The sequence below is a fragment of the Mesorhizobium sp. CNPSo 4661 genome, assembly GCF_057784215.1.
Window position 1 is genome coordinate 1 of the sequence record NZ_JBWGIO010000035.1, and the last position, 22,705, is coordinate 22,705.

Sequence of the window (22,705 nt, forward strand, 5' to 3'; positions counted from 1 at the left end):
AGATCGCAATCAGCCTCTGGCCAAAACCCAAACCAAGCCTCGCATGAGGCCAATCCGCCGCGGCAGCCTCCTGACATCTATTTGCCGAGCGCAATCTATCCACAAAACAAAACCCCGCCGAAAATCGACGGGGTTTGTCAGCGGTCTGAGCCCCGGCGTGCCGGGGCTTTTCATCACAATCGCTCAGCCATTACAGCGCCGCGCGCCTTTCGGCGCGCAAAAGACGCTGTAACGCTTTGATTCTGCGCATGATCCTTTCCGAAAATCGATCTCGATTTTCGGCGTCATGCGCGAGCCTTTTCATACATTTCCAGGACGTGGTCCCAGTTGATCAGGCTGTCGACGAAGGCTTCGAGATATTTCGGCCGCGCATTGCGGTAGTCGATGTAATAGGAGTGCTCCCAGACGTCGACGCCGAGGATCGGCGAGCCGCCGTGGACCAGCGGGTTCTCACCGTTCGGCGTCTTGGAGATTTCCAGCTTGCCGTTCTTGACCGAGACCCAGGCCCAGCCTGAGCCGAACTGGGTGGTGCCGGCGGCGATGAAATCCGCCTTGAACTTGTCGTAGCCGCCGAGATCGCTGTCGACCGCCTTCTGCAGCGCACCCGGCAGCTTGTTGCCGCCGCCGCCCTTCTTCATCCACTTCCAGAAATGGATGTGGTTGTAATGCTGGGCCGCGTTGTTGAAGAGCCCGGCATTCTTGCCGAAGGACTGCTTCACGACCTCTTCGACCGACAGGTCGCCCATTCCGGCCTCGGCCGCCAGCTTGTTTCCGTTGTCGACATAGGCCTTGTGGTGCTTGTCGTGGTGATACTCCAGCGTCTCCTTAGACATGTAAGGCTGCAGGGCCTCGTAGTCATAAGGCAAGGCGGGCAACTCAAAAGCCATGGATGGTACTCCCTCGAGGAAAAAGTCCGGTGATATTACCGAGCTAAGATAGGTCTGGAATGGGTCAGGGCAACTCCACAACGGAGCGCCGAGCGACTTTTTAGAGCAATTCCGGGAAAAGTGCGAAACGGTTTTCCGCCCAAAATTGCGCAAAAATAACGAGGCGGAGCCGTTCACCGTTTGCGTGAAATGGTGAAACGCTCGAATGGATCAGGCGGCGGACGTCGAATGCGCCCATTCCCAATAGAGCTCGCGCGCCTTCTTGGCCACCGGTCCGGGCTGCAGGTCGCGGTTTTCGATGCGGGTGATGGGAACCACCTTCGAGTGGTTGCCGGTCGAGAAGATCTCGTCGGCTTCGAGGAAATCGCGAATCGACAGGGTCTTTTCGGTGGTCCTGAAACCGTAGTCGCCGAGCAGGTTGATGGTGCGCGAGCGGGTGATGCCGGAGAGGAACGTTCCGTTCGGGGCCGGCGTCATCACATGGCCGTCCTTGACCAGGAAGATGTTGGAGGTTCCGGTCTCGGCGACATTGCCCAGCATGTCGAGCACCAGCGCATTGTCGAAGCCGCGGTTCTTGGCCTCCAGGATGGCGCGGCCGTTGTTGGGATAGAGGCAGCCGGCCTTGGCGTTGGTCGGCATGGTCTCGATGGTCGGGCGCCGGAACGGCGAAACGCCGACCGAAAAGCCGGATGGCGGGATCATTGGCGATTCATAGAGGCAGAGGCAGAAGCGCGTCGAGGCGGGATCGGCCGGCACGCCCATATAGCCGCCATGCTCGGCCCAATACATCGGCCTGATATAGACCGCCGTCTTGCCGTCGAATTTCTTCAGGCCGTCCCGGGTCAGGCCGACGATCTCCTCGGCGGTCATGGTGGGCTTCAGGCCAAGCGCCGTCGCCGAGGCGTTGACGCGGGCGGAGTGAAGCTCGAGGTCTGGCGCCACGCCCTCGAACCAGCGGCCACCATCGAAGACGCTGGTGCCCAGCCACATGGCGTGGCTGCGCGGCCCGAGAATAGCGACGTTGCCCTCGTACCAGTCGCCGTCCACATAGGTCCAAGTCGCGGTTTGCGCCGCCGCCGCCAGTGTCATGTTCGCCGTCCAAATGAGTGATTTCGGACTGCCATAGGCGACGCTTTGACGGTTGGCGTCAACCGACATGGCCAGAAAATCGTTGAGGCCAGCGATACTTACAGAGCGTCGCCCGAAAGGATCGGGCAACGCTCAGTAAGTCTTTTGTTTGATGCATGTCGGTTTCCCAAAACCGCGACACACTTTTGGGCGACATGCATTAAAAGCACAATCAGCGCTTGCACGGCGCGCCTTGTCGCCGCAAAACTTGAGATATGCATCATGCGGCCTATGTCTTCGACGCCTACGGCACGTTGTTCGACGTGCACGCCGCCGTGCGCCGCCACGCCGGCGAGATCGGCCCGGACGGCCAGCTTCTCTCCGAGATCTGGCGCGCCAAGCAGCTCGAATATTCCTGGGTGCGGACGCTGATGGGGGGTGCTTACGCCGATTTCTGGCAATTGACCGAGCAGGCGCTCGATTTTGCGTTGCGCAAGGTTCCCTCGGCCGATCCGGCGCTGCGGACGAAACTGCTCGAAGCCTATTGGCGGCTCGACTGCTATCCGGAAGTGCCCGCCGTGCTGAAGGCGCTCAAGGCCTCGGGCGCGAAGCTCGCTATCTTATCCAACGGCTCGCCTGAAATGCTCGATGCGGCGGTCAAGTCCGCGGCGCTCGATCAGATCCTCGACGACGTGTTCTCGGTCGACCAGGTCAAACGCTTCAAGACCGACCCGTCGGTCTACGACATGGTGGTCACCGGCTGGCGGCTCTATCCGGGCGCGGTGTCGTTCCAGTCGTCGAACCGCTGGGACATCGCCGGCGCCACAAAGTTCGGTTTCCGTACGGTCTGGATCAACCGGACCAACCAGCCGGATGAATACCGCGACCTCCAGCCGGGGCTGATCCTGCCTTCGCTCGAAGGTCTCCTGGCGGGCGTCTGAGCCTGCTGTTGCTGCAGCGCAACAGCTGTGGCGCGGTCACAGCTTCGCCTTTTTCTGTCCACCCTCAGGCCAGAATTGGAACCGCCTATCGCCGCCGACTGTTATGGATGCCGCCGGCGATGAGCCTTCGCATTCATGCTTTCTTGCGAATTAAGACCTAGAAAAGGCAACCATGTCAGACGCTTCCTTCCGCATCAGCCGCCGTGGCTTCCTCAATTTCACAGCCCTCGGTGCTGCTTCGGCCGCCGTATCCGCGTGCGCCACCACCGGTCCCGCCCCAGCCCCCGTCCAGCCGCCACCGCCCGCCTATGTCGAGCCGCCGCTCGGCGACTACGAGACGATGTATGGCGCGATGTCGGACAATGGCTTCGACCTGCCGGCCATCCCGGTGAACAAGATCGATCACAAATTCTTGCGTCAGATCGTCCCCGATCCGACCGGACAGCGTCCAGGCACCATCGTCGTCGATACCACCGGCCATTTCCTCTATCTGGTGCGCGAGGGCGGCCAGGCGATCCGCTACGGCGTCGGCCTCGGCCGCGCCGGCTTCGAATGGTCGGGCGACGCGGTCGTGCAGTGGAAGCAGAAGTGGCCGAAATGGACACCGCCGGACGAGATGGTCGCGCGCCAGCCGGAACTGACGCAATACAGCGCCAAGAATGGCGGCATGCCAGGCGGCCTGAAGAACCCGCTCGGCGCCCGCGCGCTCTATCTCTTCCAGGGCAACCAGGACACGCTCTACCGCCTGCACGGTTCGCCCGAATGGTGGTCGATCGGCAAGTCGGTCTCCTCGGGCTGCGTGCGCCTGATCAACCAGGACATCATCGACCTCTACGACCGCGTGCCGACCAAGACGCCGGTCATCGTGACAGCCAATGTCGGCGCGCCGGAAGAGGACATGCCGGAGCGCAAGGCGATCCCGATCGACAATGGCGTGCCAACCGGCTCGATTCTGCTCGGTCCGGTGAAGCGGCTCACCAACGAGATTTTCTGAACCTGTCGGTTTCGTCAGCGGTGCTCGGCCAATATGGCGGCCAGCACCGCAACGCCGCGGCGCAACGCATCCGAGTCCAGCCCGGCATAGCCAAGAATGAAGCCGGCCGTTTCCGGTCGCGGCCCGCTCGGATCGTAAAGCGGCGACACGGGATAGAGGGCTATCCCTGCCGCGCGCGCCGCGGCGATGATAGCCGGTTCACGTCCGGCATCGATACCGTTCATCCAGGCGACGACATGCAGGCCGGTATCGGCTCCCGCGACAGTGACCCCTGGCCCCAGATGTTCAGTCAAAGCCTGCAGCAAGACCTGTCGGCGCTCGGCGTTCTTCCTGCGAATGCTGCGCACGTGGCGCTCGTAGGCGCCGCTCGCCAGCAACTCGGCCAGCACGTCCTGTTCCAGCATCGGCGCGTGCCGGTCGGTCAGGCGCTTGGCCTCGGCGAACGCACGGCGCAGGCTAGCGGGGACGACGAGATAGCCGAGCCTCAAGGTCGGCGAGAGCGTCTTGGACAGCGTACCGACATAGATGACGCTATCCGCGTCGAGCGCCTGCAGCGGCGGGATGGGACTGATGTCGTGACGGTATTCGCCGTCATAGTCGTCCTCCACCACATAGGCCCCCGCGCCGGCTGCCCAGGTCAGCAGCGCCCGCCGCCGCGTTGCCGAAAGCACGCCGCCGAGCGGAAACTGATGCGAAGGCGTCACATAGGCGAGACGGGCCGGCGGCAGCGCGTCCGTCCTTAGCCCATCCGCGTCGACAGGAACGGGGACGGCAATGCCTCCCGCCGCCACAAAGGCGTGGCGTGCCAGCAGATAACCCGGGTTCTCGATCACGAAGGGTTCGCCGGGATCGAGCAGCAGTCGCGCGCAGAGGTCCAGCCCCTGCTGCGAGCCGTTGACGATGACGATCTGGTCGGTCGTGCAATTGATGCCGCGCGCCCGCCAGAGATAGGCCTGGAGCGCGTTGCGCAGAACGGAAGACCCCTGAGGATCGCCATAGCGCAGCCGCGCGGGGCGCCGCAGGATGGCCTTGCTCGACGCCCGCCGCCAGGCCAGCACCGGGAAGTCCGCCCCGGACAAGTCGCCGTAGCGGAAATCCGCAATCCTGGCCGGCTGCGCCAACGCCGTTGGAGGCAGGGTCAGCAACCGTTGTGCGAAGGCCGAGAGGTTGCGCGGCGAAATGGTCGCGACGGGCGCCTTTCCAGACTTCCGCTCCAGCCCCGGGGCAACGACGGCGCGCTGGCCATGCCGGATGATCAGATAGCCTTCGGCGTCGAGCTGATTGTAGGCGGCCGTGACTGTGGTCCGCGAGGCGCCCCATTCGGCGGCAAAGGCCCGTGTCGACGGCAGCCGATCGCCGGGCCGATAGGTGCCGCTGTGGATCTGCTCCTTGATCGCCGCGATGATCCGCCGCGCGACGCCATCCTGCTCCAACTGGACCACACAAAACCTTCAAAACTGGATATTCCAAGCAAGCCAGACATCCGGCATCTTTTCCTGTAACGCAAGGAGTTTCGCCAATGTACACCCCGCCCGCCTTTCGCGACGACGATCTCCGGAGTCTCAGGGCCACGATCCGCGCGGCCCGGCTGGCAATTCTGGTCACGGCCACGGCGGAAGGTCCGCTGGCGACGAATTTGCCGCTTTTTCTGGATGAGAACGAGGGCGAGCATGGCGTGATCTACGGCCATGTCGCCAAGGCGAACCCGCATTGGCGGGTGCCCCCGGTGGGCGAGGCCCTTGCGATGTTCATGGGGCCGGATGCCTATGTGACGCCAGCCTGGTACCAGACCAAGCAGGAGACCGGGAAGGTCGTCCCGACCTGGAACTATGTCGCCGTCCATGCCCACGGGCCGATCGAGTTCTTCGACGATGCCGACAGGCTGCTCGAGGTCGTCACGCGCCTGACCAGCCTGCATGAAGGCGAGCGCGCCACGCCCTGGGCCGTGTCGGATGCGCCGGCGGATTTCATCCAGTCGCAGCTGAAGGGCATTGTCGGCCTGCGCATGCCGATCACGCGGCTCGAAGGCAAGCGCAAGATGAGCCAGAACCGCAACGCGGCCGATCGCGTCGGTGTCGTGTCCGGCCTGTCATCGAGCGACCGTCCGTCGGACCGCGAGGTAGCGCCGCTCATTCCGCTGTGAAACCCTATTCCCTGACGAGTTCGTCATGCCGGATTTTAGCCAGTTCGCCTTGTACTTCGCCGCGGCATTCCTGCTCGCGATCGCGCCCGGCCCGGGCATCTTTTATGTCGCGGCACGCACGCTGGCCGGAGGTCGCGCCGAAGGCATTGCCTCGAGTTTCGGGACCGGGCTGGGCGGCATGGTCCATGTGCTGGCCGGCAGCCTGGGCGTTTCGGCAATCGTGCTTGCCAGCGCGGAGCTGTTCACGGCGCTGAAGCTGATCGGCGCCGTCTACCTCGTCTGGCTGGGCTTTCGCACGTTCCAGGCCGCGCGCCGCGAGGCGAAGACGATGCTGGAAGGCGGGACGCCGACGCCCGCCGTCGGTGCGCGACGCGCGTTTCGCGAAGGCGTGCTGGTCGAGGCACTGAACCCCAAGACGGCCGCCTTCTTCCTGGCCTTCATTCCGCAGTTCGTGAATCTCGGCGCCGGCCACGTTGCCCTGCAGTTCATGGTTCTCGGCTTCATATCGGTGACGCTCAACACGCTGGCCGATGTCGTGGTCGCTTTTGCGGCGAGCCGAATCCGGGAAAGCGCGACCGGGCGCTCAGGCGCGATCCGCCGCCTGCGGGAGGCGTCAGGCGGCGCGATGATCGCGCTTGGCATTGGTCTCGCCATAGCCAAGCGCCCTGCCCTCTGATTGCCTGGCCACGCTGATACTTTAGCTGCGCAAAGCCTCGCTGACGGCGTCGTCGAGGCGTTCGACGATCGCGTCGATGGCCGCGACGTCGCAGATGAAGGGCGGCGCGAGCAGCACGTGATCGCCGTTGGCTCCGTCGATCGTGCCGCCCATGGGATAGACGAGAAGACCGTTCGCCATGGCGGCCTTCTTGATGCGCGCATGCAGCTTCCGTTTCGGATCGAAAGGCTGCTTCGTCGAACGGTCCTCGACCAATTCGACGCCCATGAACAGGCCGCGGCCGCGAATGTCGCCGATATGGGGATGGTTGCCGAAGCGCTCGCCAAGCCGGCGCGCCAGATGCGCGCCCATGGCTCTCACATTGTCGAGCAGCCTGTCGCGGGCAATGACTTCCTGAACGGCGAGCGCCGCAGCGCAGGCCATCGGATGGCAGATATAGGTGTGGCCGTGCTGAAAGAGGCCTGAGCCATTGGCGAAGGCGTCGAAGATTTTCCGGCTGAGCAGCACCGCGCCGATCGGCTGATAGCCGCCGCCCAGGCCCTTGGCGATCGTCATCAGGTCGGGAGCGACGCCATCCTGCTCGCAGGCATGCAGCGTTCCGGTGCGGCCCATGCCGCACATCACCTCGTCGAGGATCAGGAGCACGCCGTAACGATCGCAGATGTCGCGGATGCGGCGCAAGTAATCCGCCACCGGCGGCACGGCGCCCGCCGTCGCGCCGACCACCGTCTCGGCGACAAAGGCCATGACCGTCTCCGGTCCGAGCTCAATGATCTTGTCTTCCAGCGCCTGCGCCGCGCGAGCCGCATAATCTTCATCGGTCTCCCCGGCTTCCTGGAAGCGATAGGCGAAACATGGGTCGACGTGATGGGTATCGATGAGCAGCGGCCGGAACTGGGCGCGGCGCCATTCGTTGCCGCCGGTCGCGAGCGCGCCGAGCGTGTTGCCGTGATAGCTCTGCTTGCGCGCGATGACGTTGCGACGCTGCGGCTGGCCGACCTCGACGAAATACTGCCGCGCCATCTTGAGCGCCGCCTCGACCGCCTCCGAGCCGCCGGAAACGAAATAGGCATGGCTGATGCCGGCCGGTGCGTCGGCGACGAGCCGGTCGGCCAAGGCTTCGGCGACGTCGCTGGTGAAGAAGCTGGTATGGGCGTAGGCCAGCGTGTCGGCCTGCCGGTGCATGGCGGCGATGACATCGGGATGGCCGTGGCCGAGGCAGGAAACGGCGGCGCCGCCGGAGGCGTCGATATAGGCGCGCCCATTGCCGTCGAAGAGCTCGATGCCCTTGCCGCCGCTGGCGACGGGGAGCACGGCGTTAATCTGGCGATGCAGGATATGGGTCATGATTTCCTCCGGCCGCGCGGCGGCAAGATGTGGATGTCGAGTTGGGAGAGCTGATCCTCGGTGCGGCGAATGGCGGCAAGCGCCTTGTCCCCGCCCTTGCCGGCGATCAGCGCCGCCAGGATCTCGCCGACGACAAAGGCCGGCGCCATGGCATGGAAGAAGGACGGGCTTTCCGTGGGCACGAGTACCGACAGGGCAGCCAAGCCGACGAGCGGTGACACGGCGCTGTCGGTCAGCGCGATCACCGGCACACCACCAGCCGCCGCGCGGCGGGCAAGATCGACGGTCAGCCTGGTGTAGGGTGCGACGCTGACAACGAACAGGACGTCTTCGGCGGTCGCGAGGCGAATGGCGTCGGTGCCGGCTCCCGATGCACCGTCCAGCATCACCGCCTTCTCGCCGAGGAAGGACATGACGTAGGAAAAATGCGCGACGACCGGGTGGCTGGAGCGCAGCCCGAGGCAGAATATCCGACGCGCCGCGTGGAGCCGCTCTGCCGCCGCCGCAAGCGTGTCGAGTTGTTCGGGTTCGCCAAGCCTTGCGATCTGCTCCGCCAGCGACCGCACCATCTCGCCGGCCAACGCCCGGTCGCCAACTTCCTGCTGGTGCGCGAGCTGTGTGCCCGCCTTGCCGGCGAAGCCAAGCTCGCCCTGCCGCATGGCATTGGCGTAAAGCGAGCGCAGCGGCTCGTAGCCGTCGAAGCCCAGCCGCTTGGCCAGGCGCACCATCGTCCAGGGCTGCAGGCCGGCGCGGCGCGCCTGCTCGCGCATCGACAACAGCGCGACGTCCTCGGGATTGTCGAGAAGATAGCGGGCAGCGCCCTGCAACTGCGAGGGCAAGCTTTCGAAGACCTCGACAATGGCATCGGTGAGCGGCGCGCGGATCATGCCGCAACCATAGACGCACATGCAGGATCATGCAATATATGTGGCATATATTGAATCTTTGCAACAAATGGAGCAATCGATGCCGGATCAAAATCGGGTCGCGATCGCCGTGGCGCCGAACGGCGGACGACGCACGAAGGCCGACCATCCTGCCCTGCCGATCAGCCCGGACGAGTTGGCGCATGTGGCGGCCGCCTCGCTCGATGCCGGCGCCGCCATGATCCATGTCCATGTCCGCGACCGCGACGGACGCCACCTGCTCGATGCCGAGGCCTACCGGGCGGCGATAGCGGCGATCAGGACGGGTGTCGGCGACAGGCTCGTCCTCCAGATCACCAGCGAGGCCTTGGGTCTCTATCGGCCCGAACAGCAGATGCGGGTGGTGCTGGAAGTACGCCCCGAAGCGGTTTCGCTGGCCTTGCGCGAGCTCGTGCCTGACCAAACGCATGAAGCGGCTTTCGCCGCCTTCCTCGAACAGTTGCGCAAAGAGAAGGTCGCACCGCAGATCATCCTCTATACGCCCGAGGAGGCGACCTATCTGGCGACGCTCAAGCAGCGCGGCCACATCCCCTTCGACAATCTGCCGGTTCTCTATGTGCTCGGCCGCTACACGGTCGGGCAGAAATCCTCCCCCGCCGACCTGTTGCCGTTCCTGGCGCCCGGCAGTCCGTCCTTCGGCCATTGGATGGCCTGCGCCTTCGGCGACCAGGAGACGGCCTGCGTGACGGCAGCCGCGCTGCTCGGCGGACATGCGCGCGTCGGCTTCGAGAACAATCTTTTCCTGCCCGACGGAGTCCTGGCTGCCGGAAATCAGGATCTCGTAGCGGCCACAAGGCGGACAGTCGAAGCCTGCGGACTCCCCCTCGCCAGCGCAGACACGCTTAGAGGCCAGTGGGGCGGCGCCTGAAGCATCTGAAGTTTGCTGACGGGCATCGCCGGCTGGCTCACTCCATTGCCACGTTTTGCAAATATCAAATGCATTCTGTTTAAAAATGCATTTTCAATTTGCGATACTGGCTTGGCGGTGTTACGCTTCCCAGGCAATTCCAACAAAAAGGGGAACCCGAAAATGAAGTTCGCACTTGCAAGCCTGACCGCCGCCGCGGCGCTCGCGGCAACGCTGGCGTTCGGCCAGCCGGCCTTTGCCGACGACCTGATCGTGGCAACGGACACCGCCTTCGTTCCGTTCGAATTCAAGGAAGGCGACAAATATGTCGGCTTCGACATCGACCTGTGGGCCGCGATCGCCAAGGATATCGGCGTGACCTACACGCTGCAGCCGATGGACTTCAACGGCATCATCCCGGCGCTGCAGACCAAGCAGGTCGATGTCGGGCTGGCCGGCATCACCATCAAGGACGAGCGCAAGAAGGTCATCGACTTTTCCGACGGCTATTACGACAGCGGCTTCCTTTTGATGGTGCCGGTCGACAGCACGATCAAGGGTCCGGATGATCTCGTCGGCAAGACGCTTGCCGTGAAGACCGGCACGTCGGCGACCGACTATGCCAAGGAGCACTTCAAGGGCACGGAGCTGCGCCTGTTCCCGAACAGCGACAACGCCTATCTCGAGGTCGCGACCGGACGCGCCGACGCTGCCATGCATGACACGCCAAACGTGCTCTACTACATCAAGACCAACGGCCAGGGGAAAGTGAAGACCGTCGGCCCGCAGATGATGGCGCAGCAATATGGCATCGCCTTCCCGAAGGGCAGCCCGCTCGTCGCCAAGGTCAATGCCTCGATCACCAAGCTGAAGGCCAACGGCACTTACGCCGACATCTACAAGAAGTGGTTCGGCGCCGAGCCGCCGAAGAGCTGATCACAAGGGTTCCCCTTGGATCTGATCACCGGGGTTCCCTGGATCTCCTGGCGCGCCGGCATGGCCGGCGTGCCTTCCCTGAAGGATGGCTCTCATGGATTTCGACTGGTCCGTCATCTGGCAGGCCCTGCCGGAGCTGTTTAAAGGCGCCCGCCTCACCGTGCTGATCGCGCTCGCCGGGCTCGCCGGCGGGCTGGTGATCGGCTTTGCCGCCGGGCTGGCGCGCGCCTACGGCAACATCGTGCTCAACGCCATCGCCATGATCTATGTCGAGATCATTCGCGGCACCCCGATCATCGTGCAGGTGATGTTCATCTATTTCGCGCTGCCGATCCTGGCGGATGTCCGCATCAACCCGCTGGCCGCCGCCATCATGGCGATCATCATCAATGCCGGTGCCTATATCGCCGAGATCGTGCGCGGCGCCTTCCTTTCGGTGCATCGCGGATTGCGCGAGGCAGGCCTGGCGCTCGGCCTGCCGTTCTGGAAAGTGCTTTTCTACATCATCGGTCCGCTCGCCTTCCGCCGCATGATCCCGGCGCTGGGCAACCAGTTCATCGTCAGCCTGAAGGATACCTCGCTGTTCATCGTCATCGGTGTCGGCGAACTCACCCGGCAAGGCCAGGAAATCATGGCGGCCAACTTCCGCGCCGTCGAGATCTGGTCGGCCGTCGCGATGTTCTACCTGATCATGACCGGCACGCTTACGCTCATCCTCCGGCTGACTGAAAAGAGGATGCGCATCCTGTGAGCATCGTGGCGTTCAACAAAGTCACCAAGCGCTTCGGCCAGGTTACCATACTCGACCAGGTGGATCTCTCGATCGAGCCCGGCGAGAAGGTCGTCCTGATCGGTCCCTCCGGCTCCGGCAAATCGACGCTACTTCGCTGCATCAATGCGCTGGAGGAGATCAATGGCGGCGACCTCGTCGTCGACGGCATCAGCGTCAAGTCCGGCGGGCGCAAGGTCCGCCTGATCCGTCAGGAGGCCGGCATGGTCTTCCAGCAGTTCAATCTGTTTCCGCAGATGACGGCGCTGGAGAACGTCGCTTTCGGCCCGCGCCGCGTGCGCGGCGAAACGCGGCAGGCCTCGCGCAAGCAGGCGCTGGAGATGCTTGCCAAGGTCGGCCTTGCCGAGCGGGCGCATCACTATCCGAGCGAGCTTTCCGGCGGCCAGCAGCAACGTGTGGCCATTGCGCGCGCGCTCGCCGTCAAGCCGAAGCTGATGCTGTTCGACGAACCGACCTCGGCGCTCGATCCCGAACTCAGGCACGAAGTGCTGCGCGTGATGCAGGCGCTGGCCGAGGAAGGCATGACGATGATCGTCGTCACCCACGAGATGGCCTTTGCCCGCAAGGTCGGGACCAGGCTGATCTTCATGGAAGGCGGCAAGATCGCCGTCGACGGCGAGCCGCGGGAGCTGCTTGCAAACCCGCAAAACCCGCGCTTGAAAGAGTTTCTCCAGCATGTTGCATGATGCCGGCCGCCGGCTTTCCTTCATCGATGTCGCGGGGTCGCCCTATGATGTCGGGGCCGCCCTCGGGCGCTTCGGCCGGACGGCGCTCAACGACCATTTCCAGACGTCGGCCGCATGGCGCGAGCTCAGCACGAGGCGCGCCGATCCGCGCATCGGCACGATGGCGACGATCGTGCGGGAACGGTTTCCACGATACTGGGCCGAACTACAGGGCCTCGCCGCCGGGCTCGAATTGGCTTTCGACGACGTCTTCCTGTGGAACTGCCGCGGCGACATCTGGGCAATGGCGCCGGATGGCTGCACGACCGTGCAATTGCCTGGCTCACCCCATGTCATCGGCCACAATGAGGATGGCGACCCTGATTTCGCCGGCCACTGCGCGCTGGCCCATGTGACGTCCGAGGGCGGCAATCAGTTCACCGCCTTCGTCTATCCCGGCTCGCTGCCCGGGCATACGTTCGCGGCGACATCGGCGGGGCTGCTGCAGACGGTCAACAACATCAGGCCGCTGGCCGGCGGCGCGGGAGTGCCGCGCATGGTGCTCGCCCGCGCCGTGCTCGACGCACCGGACCTCGACGCGGCGATGGCCCTGCTCAGATCGGCGCCGCGCGCCGGCGCCTTTCACCTGACCCTGGCGCAGGCGGGCGACGAGCGGTTGCTCAGCGTCGAGTTCACCGCCCAAGCCCTGTCAATCGATCGCGTGGAAGCGGCGCGTGTCCACTCGAACCACCTCATCCATGCCGACACCGGGCGAATGTCGCAGATCGTCACCGGCTCGTCCGGCGTGCGCCAGCGCCGAGGCGAAGCGCTGCTGGATCAGACGCCTCACTCTGAACCGCAAGGCCGCGCGCTCGGCATATTGTGGGACGCGGCCGACCCGGAGCTGCCGATCTATCGCACCGACCCCGCCGATAGCGATGTCGAGAACACGCTTGCCAGCGCTGTCTTCCGCGTCGGGGCTGACAAGGTCGAGTGGGCTGTCTACGATGCAGCATACGAAGCAGCGCGCTTTGAGATGCGGGAGGGGCTGGTCCCTGTCGCGGGGTAAGCAGGAACGATGCCAGAGGAAGCCGTTGCGGAGCCGCCGCGCACCATCGAGGATCTGAGGGCACTGGCGCTCTCGGTCGGCCGCGACGAAGCAGGCTTTTCCCTCGGCTCCAAGGCGCATGATGTCTTCGCCAAGCTGGTCGAGGCGCCAGAGCAATCGGCCGTCCGCACCATCTCGGAACTCGCCGATCAGTTCGGCATCAATCCGTCGACGCTGACCAGGCTGGCGAAGCGTCTCGGCTTCGAAGGTTTCAGCGATTTCCAGGCGGTCTTCCGCAAGGCCATCGCCAACGACCAGCAATATTTCTACAGCCGCCAGGCCGGAAGGCTGATGGCGACGCCATCGGCGGGCGGCGCCGAAATCGAGGTCTTCGAGCAGTTGGCGCGCGAAACGGCGGCGAATGTCGACGGCTTCCTCGGCCAGTTGGACAGCGCCTCGCTGAAGGGCGCGACCGCGCTGCTGGCCAGCGCGCGCCGCGTGCGCGTCCACGGCGTTCGCCAGTTCCATTCGCTGGCGAGCTTCCTCACCTATTGCCTGGGCATGGTGCGCTCGGACGTGGCGCTTCTGGACGCGCCGCGCCTCGGCGTCGCCGAAGCCCTGTCACAGCTTGAGCCGGGCGACGTCGTCATCATCGCCAGTTGCGCGCCCTATACGCGCAGCGTCGCCGAGGTCGGCCGCGTTGCCGCGGCAAACGGCCAGAGCGTGATCGCGATCACCGATTCCCGATCCTCGCCGCTCGTACCTCCGGCCGAGCATGCCTTCTTCATTCCGCATGCCAGCAGCTTCTATTCGAACAGCATGGGCGCCTATGTCGTGTTTTGCGAGGCGCTGCTCAACCTTGTCGCCCGCGAGCTGGGCGACAAGGCGCTGAACTCGCTGGCCGGGCGCGAGCGGCTGATCGCCGAGATGAACATCGAGATCGGCTGAGCGCCGCCCTGGTTGCGACGCGACCCTACCGCCCCCTGGCCAGGCTCCCCAGGATGCCGCGCACGATGGCGCGGCCGACGGAGGAGCCGACCGAGCGGACCACCGACTTGATGGCGGCTTCGGCCACGGTCTGGCGGTTGGAAGACCGCCGGTTGCCTGTTCCCAAAACATCGTCGAAGCCGGGAATGGTCCAGCGCGAGCCGCCGCTGTTCTGCTGCTGCGCCTCGGCATCCTGCGCCTCCTTGGCCTTCTTCTGCAGCATTTCGAAGGCCGATTCGCGGTCGACGACCCGGTCGTACTGGCCGGCGACGGGGCTCTCGGCGATGATCTTGCGGCGCTCGTCGGGCTTGATCGGGCCGAGCCGCGAGGACGGCGGGCGGATCAGCGTGCGCTGGACCATGGCCGGCACGCCCTTGTCCTCCAACATCGAGACCAGCGCTTCGCCGGTGGCGAGCTGGGTGATGGCGGTGGCGCAGTCGAAATCGGGGTTGGGCCGGAAGGTCTCGGCGGCCGTGCGCACCGCCTGCTGCTCGCGCGGCGTATAGGCCCGCAGCGCGTGCTGGACGCGATTGCCGAGCTGGGCGAGCACCTTTTCCGGAATATCGAGCGGGTTCTGGGTGACGAAATAGACGCCGACGCCCTTGGAACGGATCAGCCGCACCACCTGCTCGACGCGGTCGATCAGCACTTTCGGCGCGTCCTCGAACAACAGATGGGCCTCGTCGAAGAAGAACACCAGCTTGGGCCTGTCGAGATCGCCGACCTCGGGCAGTTCCTCGAACAGCTCCGACATCAGCCAGAGCAGGAAGGTGGCGTAGAGCCTGGGATTCATCATCAGCTTGTCGGCGGCCAGAACGCTGATCGCGCCACGGCCGTCGCGCGTGGTGCGCATGATGTCGGCGATGCGCAGCGCCGGCTCGCCGAAGAAGTTCGCGGCGCCTTGGCTCTCGAGCACCAGGAGTGTGCGCAGGATGGCGCCGACCGACGGCTTGGTGACATTGCCGTAGCGCGCGCTGAGCTGGTCGGCGCGATCGGCCATGTTGGCGAGCAGCGCCTGCAGGTCCTTGAGATCGAGCAGCAGCAGCCCCTCTTCATCGGCGATGCGGAAGGCGATGTTCATGACGCCCTCCTGCGCTTCCGTGAGGTTCATCAGCCGCGACAAAAGCAACGGCCCCATTTCCGAGATGGTGGCGCGGATCGGGTGGCCCTGCTCACCGAACAGATCCCAGAAGATGACCGGGAATTCCTGGAACTGATAGGGATCGAGCTTCACCTCTCCGGCGCGCTTGACCAGGAAGTCCTTGGCCTCGCCCATCATGGATATGCCGGAAAGGTCGCCCTTGATGTCGGCGCAGAAGACAGGCACGCCGGCATTCGAAAAGCCCTCGGCAAGGATCTGCAGGCTGACGGTCTTGCCGGTGCCCGTGGCTCCGGTGACAAGGCCATGGCGGTTGCCGTAACGCAGCAGCAACTCTTCGGCGCGCTGGTAGGAATCGTCGGGTTTGCGGCTGGCACCGATGAAGATGCTGGTCTCGTCAACCATATCTGGTCTCCGCAATCTGTTCCGCTCAAAGGCCTCAACCCGAGGTATAGTAACGCCAGCCGCATGCGGCAATGCCCGGTATCGATTTGGGGCGCAGCGAATTTGGCCTTTGGCGCTTGCGGATTGCGCGCATGTTTGGCAATCGGTTGGCAGGCCGCGAGAGAACCCGGCCGGATGACGCATTGTGATATCCGGTTCCTGACCTTAGATTGGCTGGACCGGCAGATGCGGCCGAGAAGCGAGGAGAGCGATGGGCGCCGGCGCCTTGACCAGGGATGTCGACCTTCCGAACCCGGACGCCAAGCGTTGGCAGGCGCTGGCGGAAAAGGCGCTTGCCGGCGGTTCCTTCGAGGAAAAACTCGTCTCCCACACCGATGACGGCATCCGTATCGAACCGCTCAGCCAACGTTCGACATCCGCCGAGCCATTGCCGCGCACAAATCCGACCGCGCCCTGGATCGTCAGCCAGCGCGTCGACGACCCGGACATTGCCCGAGCCAGCGCGCAAGCCCTGGAAGACATCGAGCAGGGAGCGACCGGCCTGTCACTGGTTTTCGAGGGCGCGCCGAATGCCTTCGGCTACGGCCTGCCGCGCACCGCCGAAGCGCTGGAAAGGGTGCTCGACGGTGTGCCGCTCAACCGCGTGCAGGTGCGCATCGACGCGCATCCCTGGAGCCGCGCGGTGGCCGACTGGCTGCTCGCTTTCCTGAGCCGCCGCCGCTCCGATCCGACCAAGCTCAACCTTTCCTTCGGCATCGACCCGGCGGCGATCTTCGCCGGCACCGGGCGGTTGCGCACCTCGATCGAGGCGCTGCAGGAATCGATGCCGCAATCGCTGGCGCATTTCTTCTCGATGGGCGTGCCGGGCGTGCTGCTCGAGGCCGATGGCCGCGTCTTCCACAATGCCGGCGCCACCGAGGCGCAGGAGCTCGGCACGATGATGGCCTCCGTCGTGTCCTATCTCAGGATGTTCGAGAAGGCGCGCCAGCCGCTCGTCTATGCAGCCCCCCATATCGGCTTCGCCCTCAGCGTCGACCAGGACCAGTTCCTGTCGATGGCCAAGGTTCGGGCGTTGCGCAAGCTGTGGACGCGCATCCAGGAAGCCTGCTCGATCCCGGCCTCGACCGCCAGCGTCCATGCCGAGACCTCATATCGCATGATGACGATGGCCGACCCGGAAACCAATATCCTGCGCACGGCGATCGCGGCCTTCGCGGCGGCAACCGGCGGCGCCGATTCGATCTCGATCCTGCCGCACACGATCGCGCATGGGCTGCCGGCCGGCTTTGCCCGCCGCATCGCCCGCAACGCCCAGCTCATCATGGCAGAGGAGAGCCATATCGGCCATGTCGCCGACCCCGCCAGCGGCTCGGGCGCGGTCGAGGCGCTGACCGACGGTCTCTGCGCCGCGGCCTGGGAAGAATTCCAGCGCATCGAGGCCGAAGGCGGTGTGCTCGCCAGCCTGCAGCAGGGCTATATCCAGAATCGCGTGCAAACCGCCGCCGCCAAGCGCAACGGCGCTTATCGGTCGGGCGAACGCGGCATTGTCGGCACGACGCTTTACCGCGTCGGAACGGAGCGCCCGGTCGAGACTCTGCCGCAGGAGCGGTGTCCGGCCCTGACCGAAGGCGTCGCGACCTGCGAGCCTCTGTTTCCGGTGCGCATCGATCAGTCGATCGGAGCCGGATCATGATCCCGGATTTCAGCCAGATCGGCTGGTCGGCGCCACGTCGCGCGCCGGTCGAGCTCAAAGGCCAGCGGATGACGCCGGAGGGCATCGCCGTAAAACATCTTTACACGCAAGGCGACCTCGAGGGGCTCGCCAATCTCGACACCTATCCGGGCATGCCGCCCTTCGTGCGCGGCCCCTACCCCACCATGTATGTCCAGCAACCCTGGACGATCCGGCAATATGCCGGGTTCTCGACGGCGGAGGAATCCAACGCCTTCTACCGGCGCAACCTCGCCGCCGGCCAGAAAGGCCTGTCGGTTGCCTTCGATCTCGCCACGCATCGCGGCTATGACAGCGACCACCCACGCGTCGCCGGCGATGTCGGCATGGCGGGCGTGGCGATCGATTCCATCCTCGACATGCGCCAGCTGTTCGACGGCATTCCGCTGAACGAGATGACGGTGTCGATGACCATGAACGGCGCCGTGCTGCCGATCATGGCGCTGTACATCGTTGCGGCGGAGGAGCAGGGCGTCGCGCAGAAGGATCTCACTGGCACCATTCAGAACGACATTCTGAAGGAGTTCATGGTCCGCAACACCTACATCTATCCGCCGAAACCTTCGATGCGGATCGTGTCGGACATCTTTGCCTACACCTCCAGGCATATGCCGAAATTCAACTCGATCTCGATCTCCGGCTACCACATGCAGGAAGCCGGCGCGACCGCCGATCTCGAGCTTGCCTACACGATCGCCGACGGCATCGAATATGCGCGCGCGGGCGTTGCGGGAGGCCTCGACATCGACCGCTTCGCGCCGCGCCTCTCCTTCTTCTGGGCGATCGGCATGAACTTCTTCATGGAGGTCGCCAAGCTCAGGGCCGCAAGGCTGCTCTGGTCGAGCCTGATGAAGAAGAATTTCGCGCCGAAGGACGAACGCTCGCTGTCGCTGCGCACCCATTGCCAGACCTCCGGCTGGTCGCTGACGGCGCAGGACCCCTACAACAACATCACCCGCACGATGATCGAAGCGATGGCGGCGACGCAGGGACACACGCAGTCGCTGCACACCAATTCCTTCGACGAGGCGATGGCGCTGCCGACCGACCATTCGGCGCGCATCGCCCGCAACACGCAGCTCATCCTGCAGAAGGAATCCGGCACCACACGCATGATCGATCCGTGGGGCGGCTCGGCCTATGTCGAGCGGCTGACGCATGACCTGGCGGCGCGCGCGCTTGCCCATATCGAGGAAGTCGAGAGCCTCGGCGGCATGGCGGCGGCGATCGAGCAAGGCATTCCAAAGCTGCGCATCGAGGAAGCCGCCGCCCGCACCCAGGCGCGAATCGATTCCGGCGAGCAAATTCTGGTCGGCGTCAATGCGCATCGTCCCGAGGCCGATATCGAAGTCGATGTCTTGAAGATCGACAATGCCGAGGTGAAGGCCCGGCAACTGGCGAAGCTGCAGCGGCTCAAGGGCACGCGCGACGTCGCGGCGCTGGAGGACTCGCTGGCGGCGCTGACCCATGCCGCCGAGGGCAATGAGAACCTGCTGGAATTCGCTGTCCGCGCGGCGCGCGCCAACGCCACGGTCGGCGAGATTTCGCTGGCGCTGGAAAAAGTGTTCGGCCGCCATACGGAGGCGGTGCAGACGATCTCGGGCGTCTATCGCGACGCGCTCGGCGACAATCCGGCACTTGAGCGGTTGCAGGAGAAGATCGACGCGTTCGAGAAGAAATCCGGCGGCAAGCCGCGCATCCTGGTCGCCAAGATGGGCCAGGACGGCCACGACCGCGGCCAGAAGGTGATCGCCAGCGCCTTTGCCGATCTCGGCTTCGACGTCACCGTCGGGCCGATGTTCCAGACGCCGGACGAGATCGCGAAGCTTGCGGTGCAGCAGGACGTCGACATCATCGGCGCCTCCTCCTTGGCCGCCGGGCACCTGACGCTGATCCCCGAGCTCAAGGAAGCGCTGAAGAAGCTCGGCCATGCCGACATGCTGATCGTCGCCGGCGGCGTCATTCCGCCGCAGGATTACGACGCGGTGCTGGCGGCAGGCGCGGCGGAGATCTTCCCGCCGGGGACCGTCATCCCGGAAGCGGCGAACCGGCTGATGGATCGGCTGCTGGCCGAACGGTGAGGCTCTTGCCGATTTGCCTGAAAGGTTGTTCTATAGCAATCGACACAACCAGGGCGCGACGGTGTTTAAGACAATCATCCATGGACTTGAGGACGGATCAGGAGCCGTACTGCTGCCACGCGAAATGCTTGACAGCTTCAGGTTGGCGATGAGTTCCAGCTCATTGAAACCGACGACGGCCTCATTCTAAGGCCAGTCCGCCACGACAGCCGCGAACGGCAAATGAACGCCGCTCGCGTTGTCATGGACAAGTACGAACCTGCACTGCGGATGCTGGCAGAATAGAGGCGGCGGCTAATTCTCGGCCTTGTCCGAGAGCTTGACGATTTCCCATTCCTTGCCGTTGACCTTGACGACCTCGCCGACCTTCTTGCCGAACAGGGCCACGGCCATCGGCGAGACATGGGAAATGCTGCCCTTCGACGGGTCGGCTTCGTCCTCGCCGACGATGCGCCAATGCACCTTCTTGCCGTCGTCGCCTTCCAGCGTAACCCCCATGCCGAAGCGGACCACGTCGCTGCCTGGCTCCGGCACGGAAAGCTCGGCATTCTCGCGCCGCGCGGTCCAGTAGCGCAGGTCGCGGGAGACCACCGCGATACGCTCGCGGTCGCCCTTCCGCTCCGCCTTGGCCAATATGTCGCGCAAGTCGGCGAGATTGTCCTCGATCATCGCAAGTCCGCGCTCCGTCACCAGATTGCGGTGCGTGCTGACTGGACGTTCGCCGACGCCGGCAATGGCGTTTTCGCTGTCTTCTTCGCGGGTGAAAGCTCTGCTCATGCGATGAACTTAGGCTTGGCGAGGCGACTGCACAAGCGGTTTGGAAATGAGCCCGCCTTGGCACGATTCCTGCGACAGACAGGGCGAAACGCCAGGACCTGTGCCGATGTTGAACAGACGAACGCTGCTTGCCCGGACCGCCGGCTTCGCCGCCGCCGGCCTCTTCGCCGGCAAGGCAGCGGCGAAATCGCTGCCGGGCATCGAAATGGCCGCCATGCGCGGCTCGATCAACGCCACGGAGATCGGCGTGCAGCCCGGCGCGGTCGACGACCAGAGCAAGGTCTTCGCCAAGATGCTGACTGAAGCCAGCGATCGCGACCAGCCGGTGTTCCTGCCGCCCGGCACCTATCTCGTCTCGAACCTCAAGCTGCCGGCCCGCATGCGCCTGTCGGGCGTGCCGGGCGCAACGCGCATCGTCTATGGCGGCAACGGCCACCTGATGATGGCCGAGCAGGCCGAGCATATCGAGCTGAGCGGCCTGGTGTTCGACGGCGCCAACCGCTGGCTGGCCGATTACGCGCAAGGGCTGCTCGATCTGCGCCGCGTCGGCCATCTCGTCATCGACAATTGCCAGGTGACCGGCAGCGGCAAGAATGGGCTGGCGCTCGAGCATGCCGTCGGCCGCATCGGCCGCTGCGATATTTCCGGCGCGGCCGACGCCGGCATCTACTCCGTCGAGGCCGGCGGGCTGGAGATTTCCGGCAATAGCGTTTCGGATTGCGCCAATGGCGGCATCCTGGTGCATCGCTGGCAGGCTGCGGAGGACGGCACCATCGTCAGCGGCAACCGCGTGCAGCGCATCGGCGCGCGCAGCGGCGGCACCGGCCAGAATGGCAACGGCATCAACGCTTTCCGCGCTGGCAATGTGATCATCTCAGGCAATGTCGTCTCCGACTGCGCCTTCACCGCGATCCGCGCCAACAGCGCGAGCAATCTGCAGATCGCCGGCAACACCTGCTCGCGCTCGGGCGAGACCGGCATCTACTCGGAATTCTCCTTCGAAGGCGCGATCCTCAGCAACAATCTGGTCGACGGCGCCGCCAACGGCATCTCGATCGTCAATTTCAACGAGGGCGGGCGGATGGCGGTCTGCTCGAACAACATCGTGCGCAACCTCTCGACCACCGGTCCCTACACCGCGGACCCGCCCGGCTTCGGCGTCGGCATCAGCGCCGAGGCCGATACGACGGTCTCAGGCAATGTCGTCGAGAACGCGCCGCTCTACGGCATGCAGCTCGGCTGGGGCCCCTATCTGCGCAATGTCGTGGCGACCGGAAACATCATCCGCCAGGCCGGCACCGGCATCGTCGTTTCGGTCGTCGAAGGTTCCGGCACCGCGGTCATCTCGGACAACGTCATCGACGGCGCGAAAAACGGCGCCATCATCGGCCAGCGCTGGGCCGATCCGGTGACCGGCGATCTATCGCGGTCAACTGATACCGGCTATGCGCATCTCACTGTGGAGCGCAACAAGGTCAGTTAGGCCGCAGCGACGATGATGTGCGCCTGGATCTTGGCGGCAATTTCGCCACGGCCGTGCCTGTCGGCGATCATGGATTCGGCGTAGTCGGTCGCGGACGCCAATCGTCCCGGCTCCCTCGCCTCGATCTCGTTGCGAAGCAGGGTGCCCTGGCAGTAGGCGACCGCGGGAACGCGCGGCGAGGATGCGCGGCTCTGCTCGGCTATGGTGTCGATCGCCACGTCGGAGAAACCCGCGGCAGCCAGATCGTTACGGATTTGCGCCTTGTCGTGGTAGCCGTGCGGCGTACGCGCCAGGAAGCGCGGCGGATCGTGCGGAAAAATCCTGGCGAGAGCATTCGTCACGTCGTCGGCGAAGATATTCTCCTCGATGCGATCCCAGACACTGAACAGGAAATGTCCGCCGGGCTTCAGAACCCGCCTTGCCTCGCGATAGGCAGCGACGCGGTCGGGGAAGAACATGGCGCCGAACTGACAGCAGACGAGGTCGAAGGCCGCATCGTCGAAAGGCAGCTTCAGGGCATCCGCCTGGCGCCAAGCAATGCGGCTGTCGGGCCCCTGGCGCGAGGCCGCATAGTCGAGCATCGGCTGGTTGAGGTCGGTTACGGTGTAGCTGGCGCTGGGAGAAAGCAGTGGCGCCAACGCCCGGGTGACCGCCCCGGTTCCTGCGGCGGTCTCCAAAACGGCCAAGGGTGAAAAAGACGCTGCCCGGCGCGCGGTCTCGGCGGCATAGGCCTCGAAAATCAGCGGCACCATATGGCGATCGTAATTTTCCGGGATCGACCCGGCAAACACCTTGTCCGCTTCCAGCATGGCTACCCACCCGTCCGTTCGATGGTAGGGAGACTAGCACATAATTTTTTGTCTTGAGTTCACC

The 22,705-nt window shown here is 64.7% G+C and carries 22 protein-coding genes; 14 read left to right on the forward strand and 8 right to left on the reverse strand.

Features of this window, described 5'->3' with window-relative positions; all coding sequences use genetic code 11:
- Positions 1 to 232: hypothetical protein (locus AC0YKC_RS31600; protein ID WP_488513891.1), on the forward strand; the 232-nt coding region annotated here is incomplete at its 5' end.
- 52 nt (positions 233 to 284) lie between these two features.
- On the opposite strand, the gene AC0YKC_RS31605 is transcribed toward AC0YKC_RS31600, so the two are convergent.
- Entirely contained in the window at positions 285 to 887 is a 603-nt protein-coding gene (locus tag AC0YKC_RS31605; protein ID WP_217576125.1) for a superoxide dismutase, read from the reverse strand.
- Between the two features lie 210 nt (positions 888 to 1,097).
- On the reverse strand, positions 1,098 to 1,976 hold the full coding sequence (locus tag AC0YKC_RS31610; RefSeq protein ID WP_320294894.1) for a branched-chain amino acid aminotransferase: 879 nt from the start codon (positions 1,974 to 1,976) through the stop codon (positions 1,098 to 1,100).
- A 254-nt stretch (positions 1,977 to 2,230) separates the two neighbouring features.
- Here AC0YKC_RS31610 and AC0YKC_RS31615 point away from each other — a divergent pair, with 254 nt between their 5' ends.
- Positions 2,231 to 2,896 (forward strand): haloacid dehalogenase type II, encoded by a 666-nt coding sequence (locus AC0YKC_RS31615; RefSeq protein ID WP_320294893.1) that lies wholly within the window; start codon positions 2,231 to 2,233, stop codon positions 2,894 to 2,896.
- A 172-nt stretch (positions 2,897 to 3,068) separates the two neighbouring features.
- The gene (locus AC0YKC_RS31620; RefSeq protein ID WP_434721794.1) at positions 3,069 to 3,890 is read left to right on the forward strand and encodes a L,D-transpeptidase; all 822 of its coding nucleotides are present in this window, start codon (positions 3,069 to 3,071) and stop codon (positions 3,888 to 3,890) included.
- 14 nt (positions 3,891 to 3,904) lie between these two features.
- Here the strand turns inward: AC0YKC_RS31620 and pdxR are convergent, their stop codons facing one another.
- Positions 3,905 to 5,323: a MocR-like pyridoxine biosynthesis transcription factor PdxR gene (gene pdxR / locus AC0YKC_RS31625; RefSeq protein ID WP_488513892.1), complete on the reverse strand. Its 1,419-nt coding sequence runs from the start codon at positions 5,321 to 5,323 to the stop codon at positions 3,905 to 3,907.
- Between the two features lie 86 nt (positions 5,324 to 5,409).
- Between pdxR and AC0YKC_RS31630 the strand changes: the two genes are divergently transcribed.
- Together AC0YKC_RS31630 and AC0YKC_RS31635 are read left to right on the forward strand one after the other, a co-directional pair.
- A complete protein-coding gene (locus tag AC0YKC_RS31630; RefSeq protein WP_488513893.1) occupies positions 5,410 to 6,033 on the forward strand; it encodes an FMN-binding negative transcriptional regulator in 624 nt (207 codons plus the stop codon).
- A 25-nt stretch (positions 6,034 to 6,058) separates the two neighbouring features.
- On the forward strand, positions 6,059 to 6,709 hold the full coding sequence (locus tag AC0YKC_RS31635; protein ID WP_488513894.1) for a LysE family translocator: 651 nt from the start codon (positions 6,059 to 6,061) through the stop codon (positions 6,707 to 6,709).
- A 21-nt stretch (positions 6,710 to 6,730) separates the two neighbouring features.
- Here AC0YKC_RS31635 and AC0YKC_RS31640 read toward each other — a convergent pair whose 3' ends face one another.
- Together AC0YKC_RS31640 and AC0YKC_RS31645 are read right to left on the reverse strand one after the other, a co-directional pair.
- Positions 6,731 to 8,056, reverse strand: coding sequence for an aspartate aminotransferase family protein (locus AC0YKC_RS31640; RefSeq protein WP_488513895.1), 1,326 nt, complete (start codon positions 8,054 to 8,056; stop codon positions 6,731 to 6,733).
- Positions 8,053 to 8,943 (reverse strand): MurR/RpiR family transcriptional regulator, encoded by an 891-nt coding sequence (locus AC0YKC_RS31645; RefSeq protein WP_320294887.1) that lies wholly within the window; start codon positions 8,941 to 8,943, stop codon positions 8,053 to 8,055. The genes AC0YKC_RS31640 and AC0YKC_RS31645 overlap by 4 nt, the downstream gene beginning before the upstream one ends.
- A 79-nt stretch (positions 8,944 to 9,022) precedes the next feature.
- Here AC0YKC_RS31645 and AC0YKC_RS31650 point away from each other — a divergent pair, with 79 nt between their 5' ends.
- The 6 genes from AC0YKC_RS31650 (at position 9,023) to AC0YKC_RS31675 (ending at position 14,216) form a co-directional block, all read left to right on the forward strand.
- Entirely contained in the window at positions 9,023 to 9,850 is an 828-nt protein-coding gene (locus AC0YKC_RS31650) for a beta-keto acid cleavage family enzyme (RefSeq protein WP_320294886.1), read from the forward strand.
- Positions 9,851 to 10,012: 162 nt separating this feature from the next.
- Positions 10,013 to 10,765 (forward strand): glutamine ABC transporter substrate-binding protein GlnH, encoded by a 753-nt coding sequence (gene glnH, locus AC0YKC_RS31655; protein WP_320294885.1) that lies wholly within the window; start codon positions 10,013 to 10,015, stop codon positions 10,763 to 10,765.
- 94 nt (positions 10,766 to 10,859) lie between these two features.
- Positions 10,860 to 11,516, forward strand: coding sequence for a glutamine ABC transporter permease GlnP (glnP, locus tag AC0YKC_RS31660; RefSeq protein WP_320294884.1), 657 nt, complete (start codon positions 10,860 to 10,862; stop codon positions 11,514 to 11,516).
- Complete coding sequence (gene glnQ, locus AC0YKC_RS31665; RefSeq protein ID WP_488513896.1) at positions 11,513 to 12,241, forward strand: glutamine ABC transporter ATP-binding protein GlnQ; 729 nt, start codon at positions 11,513 to 11,515, stop codon at positions 12,239 to 12,241. Before glnP ends, glnQ begins: the two co-directional genes overlap by 4 nt.
- A complete protein-coding gene (locus AC0YKC_RS31670) occupies positions 12,231 to 13,289 on the forward strand; it encodes a C45 family autoproteolytic acyltransferase/hydrolase (RefSeq protein WP_488513897.1) in 1,059 nt (352 codons plus the stop codon). The genes glnQ and AC0YKC_RS31670 overlap by 11 nt, the downstream gene beginning before the upstream one ends.
- A 9-nt stretch (positions 13,290 to 13,298) precedes the next feature.
- Positions 13,299 to 14,216 (forward strand): MurR/RpiR family transcriptional regulator, encoded by a 918-nt coding sequence (locus AC0YKC_RS31675; RefSeq protein WP_320294881.1) that lies wholly within the window; start codon positions 13,299 to 13,301, stop codon positions 14,214 to 14,216.
- A 25-nt stretch (positions 14,217 to 14,241) separates the two neighbouring features.
- Here AC0YKC_RS31675 and AC0YKC_RS31680 read toward each other — a convergent pair whose 3' ends face one another.
- The gene (locus AC0YKC_RS31680) at positions 14,242 to 15,759 is read right to left on the reverse strand and encodes a helicase HerA-like C-terminal domain-containing protein (protein WP_488513898.1); all 1,518 of its coding nucleotides are present in this window, start codon (positions 15,757 to 15,759) and stop codon (positions 14,242 to 14,244) included.
- A gap of 250 nt (positions 15,760 to 16,009) precedes the next feature.
- Here AC0YKC_RS31680 and AC0YKC_RS31685 point away from each other — a divergent pair, with 250 nt between their 5' ends.
- Together AC0YKC_RS31685 and scpA are read left to right on the forward strand one after the other, a co-directional pair.
- A complete protein-coding gene (locus AC0YKC_RS31685; protein ID WP_488513899.1) occupies positions 16,010 to 17,452 on the forward strand; it encodes a methylmalonyl-CoA mutase subunit beta in 1,443 nt (480 codons plus the stop codon).
- Positions 17,449 to 19,572: a methylmalonyl-CoA mutase gene (scpA, locus tag AC0YKC_RS31690; RefSeq protein ID WP_488513900.1), complete on the forward strand. Its 2,124-nt coding sequence runs from the start codon at positions 17,449 to 17,451 to the stop codon at positions 19,570 to 19,572. Before AC0YKC_RS31685 ends, scpA begins: the two co-directional genes overlap by 4 nt.
- A gap of 294 nt (positions 19,573 to 19,866) precedes the next feature.
- Here scpA and greA read toward each other — a convergent pair whose 3' ends face one another.
- Entirely contained in the window at positions 19,867 to 20,349 is a 483-nt protein-coding gene (gene greA, locus AC0YKC_RS31695; RefSeq protein WP_488513901.1) for a transcription elongation factor GreA, read from the reverse strand.
- Between the two features lie 106 nt (positions 20,350 to 20,455).
- Between greA and AC0YKC_RS31700 the strand changes: the two genes are divergently transcribed.
- On the forward strand, positions 20,456 to 21,832 hold the full coding sequence (locus AC0YKC_RS31700) for a TIGR03808 family TAT-translocated repetitive protein (RefSeq protein ID WP_488513902.1): 1,377 nt from the start codon (positions 20,456 to 20,458) through the stop codon (positions 21,830 to 21,832).
- On the opposite strand, the gene AC0YKC_RS31705 is transcribed toward AC0YKC_RS31700, so the two are convergent.
- Positions 21,829 to 22,641 carry a class I SAM-dependent methyltransferase gene (locus tag AC0YKC_RS31705; RefSeq protein ID WP_488513903.1) on the reverse strand — a complete coding sequence of 271 codons (813 nt, stop codon included), beginning with the start codon at positions 22,639 to 22,641 and terminating at the stop codon, positions 21,829 to 21,831. The two genes, AC0YKC_RS31700 and AC0YKC_RS31705, sit on opposite strands and share 4 nt — an antisense overlap.
- Positions 22,642 to 22,705: the final 64 nt, after the last annotated feature.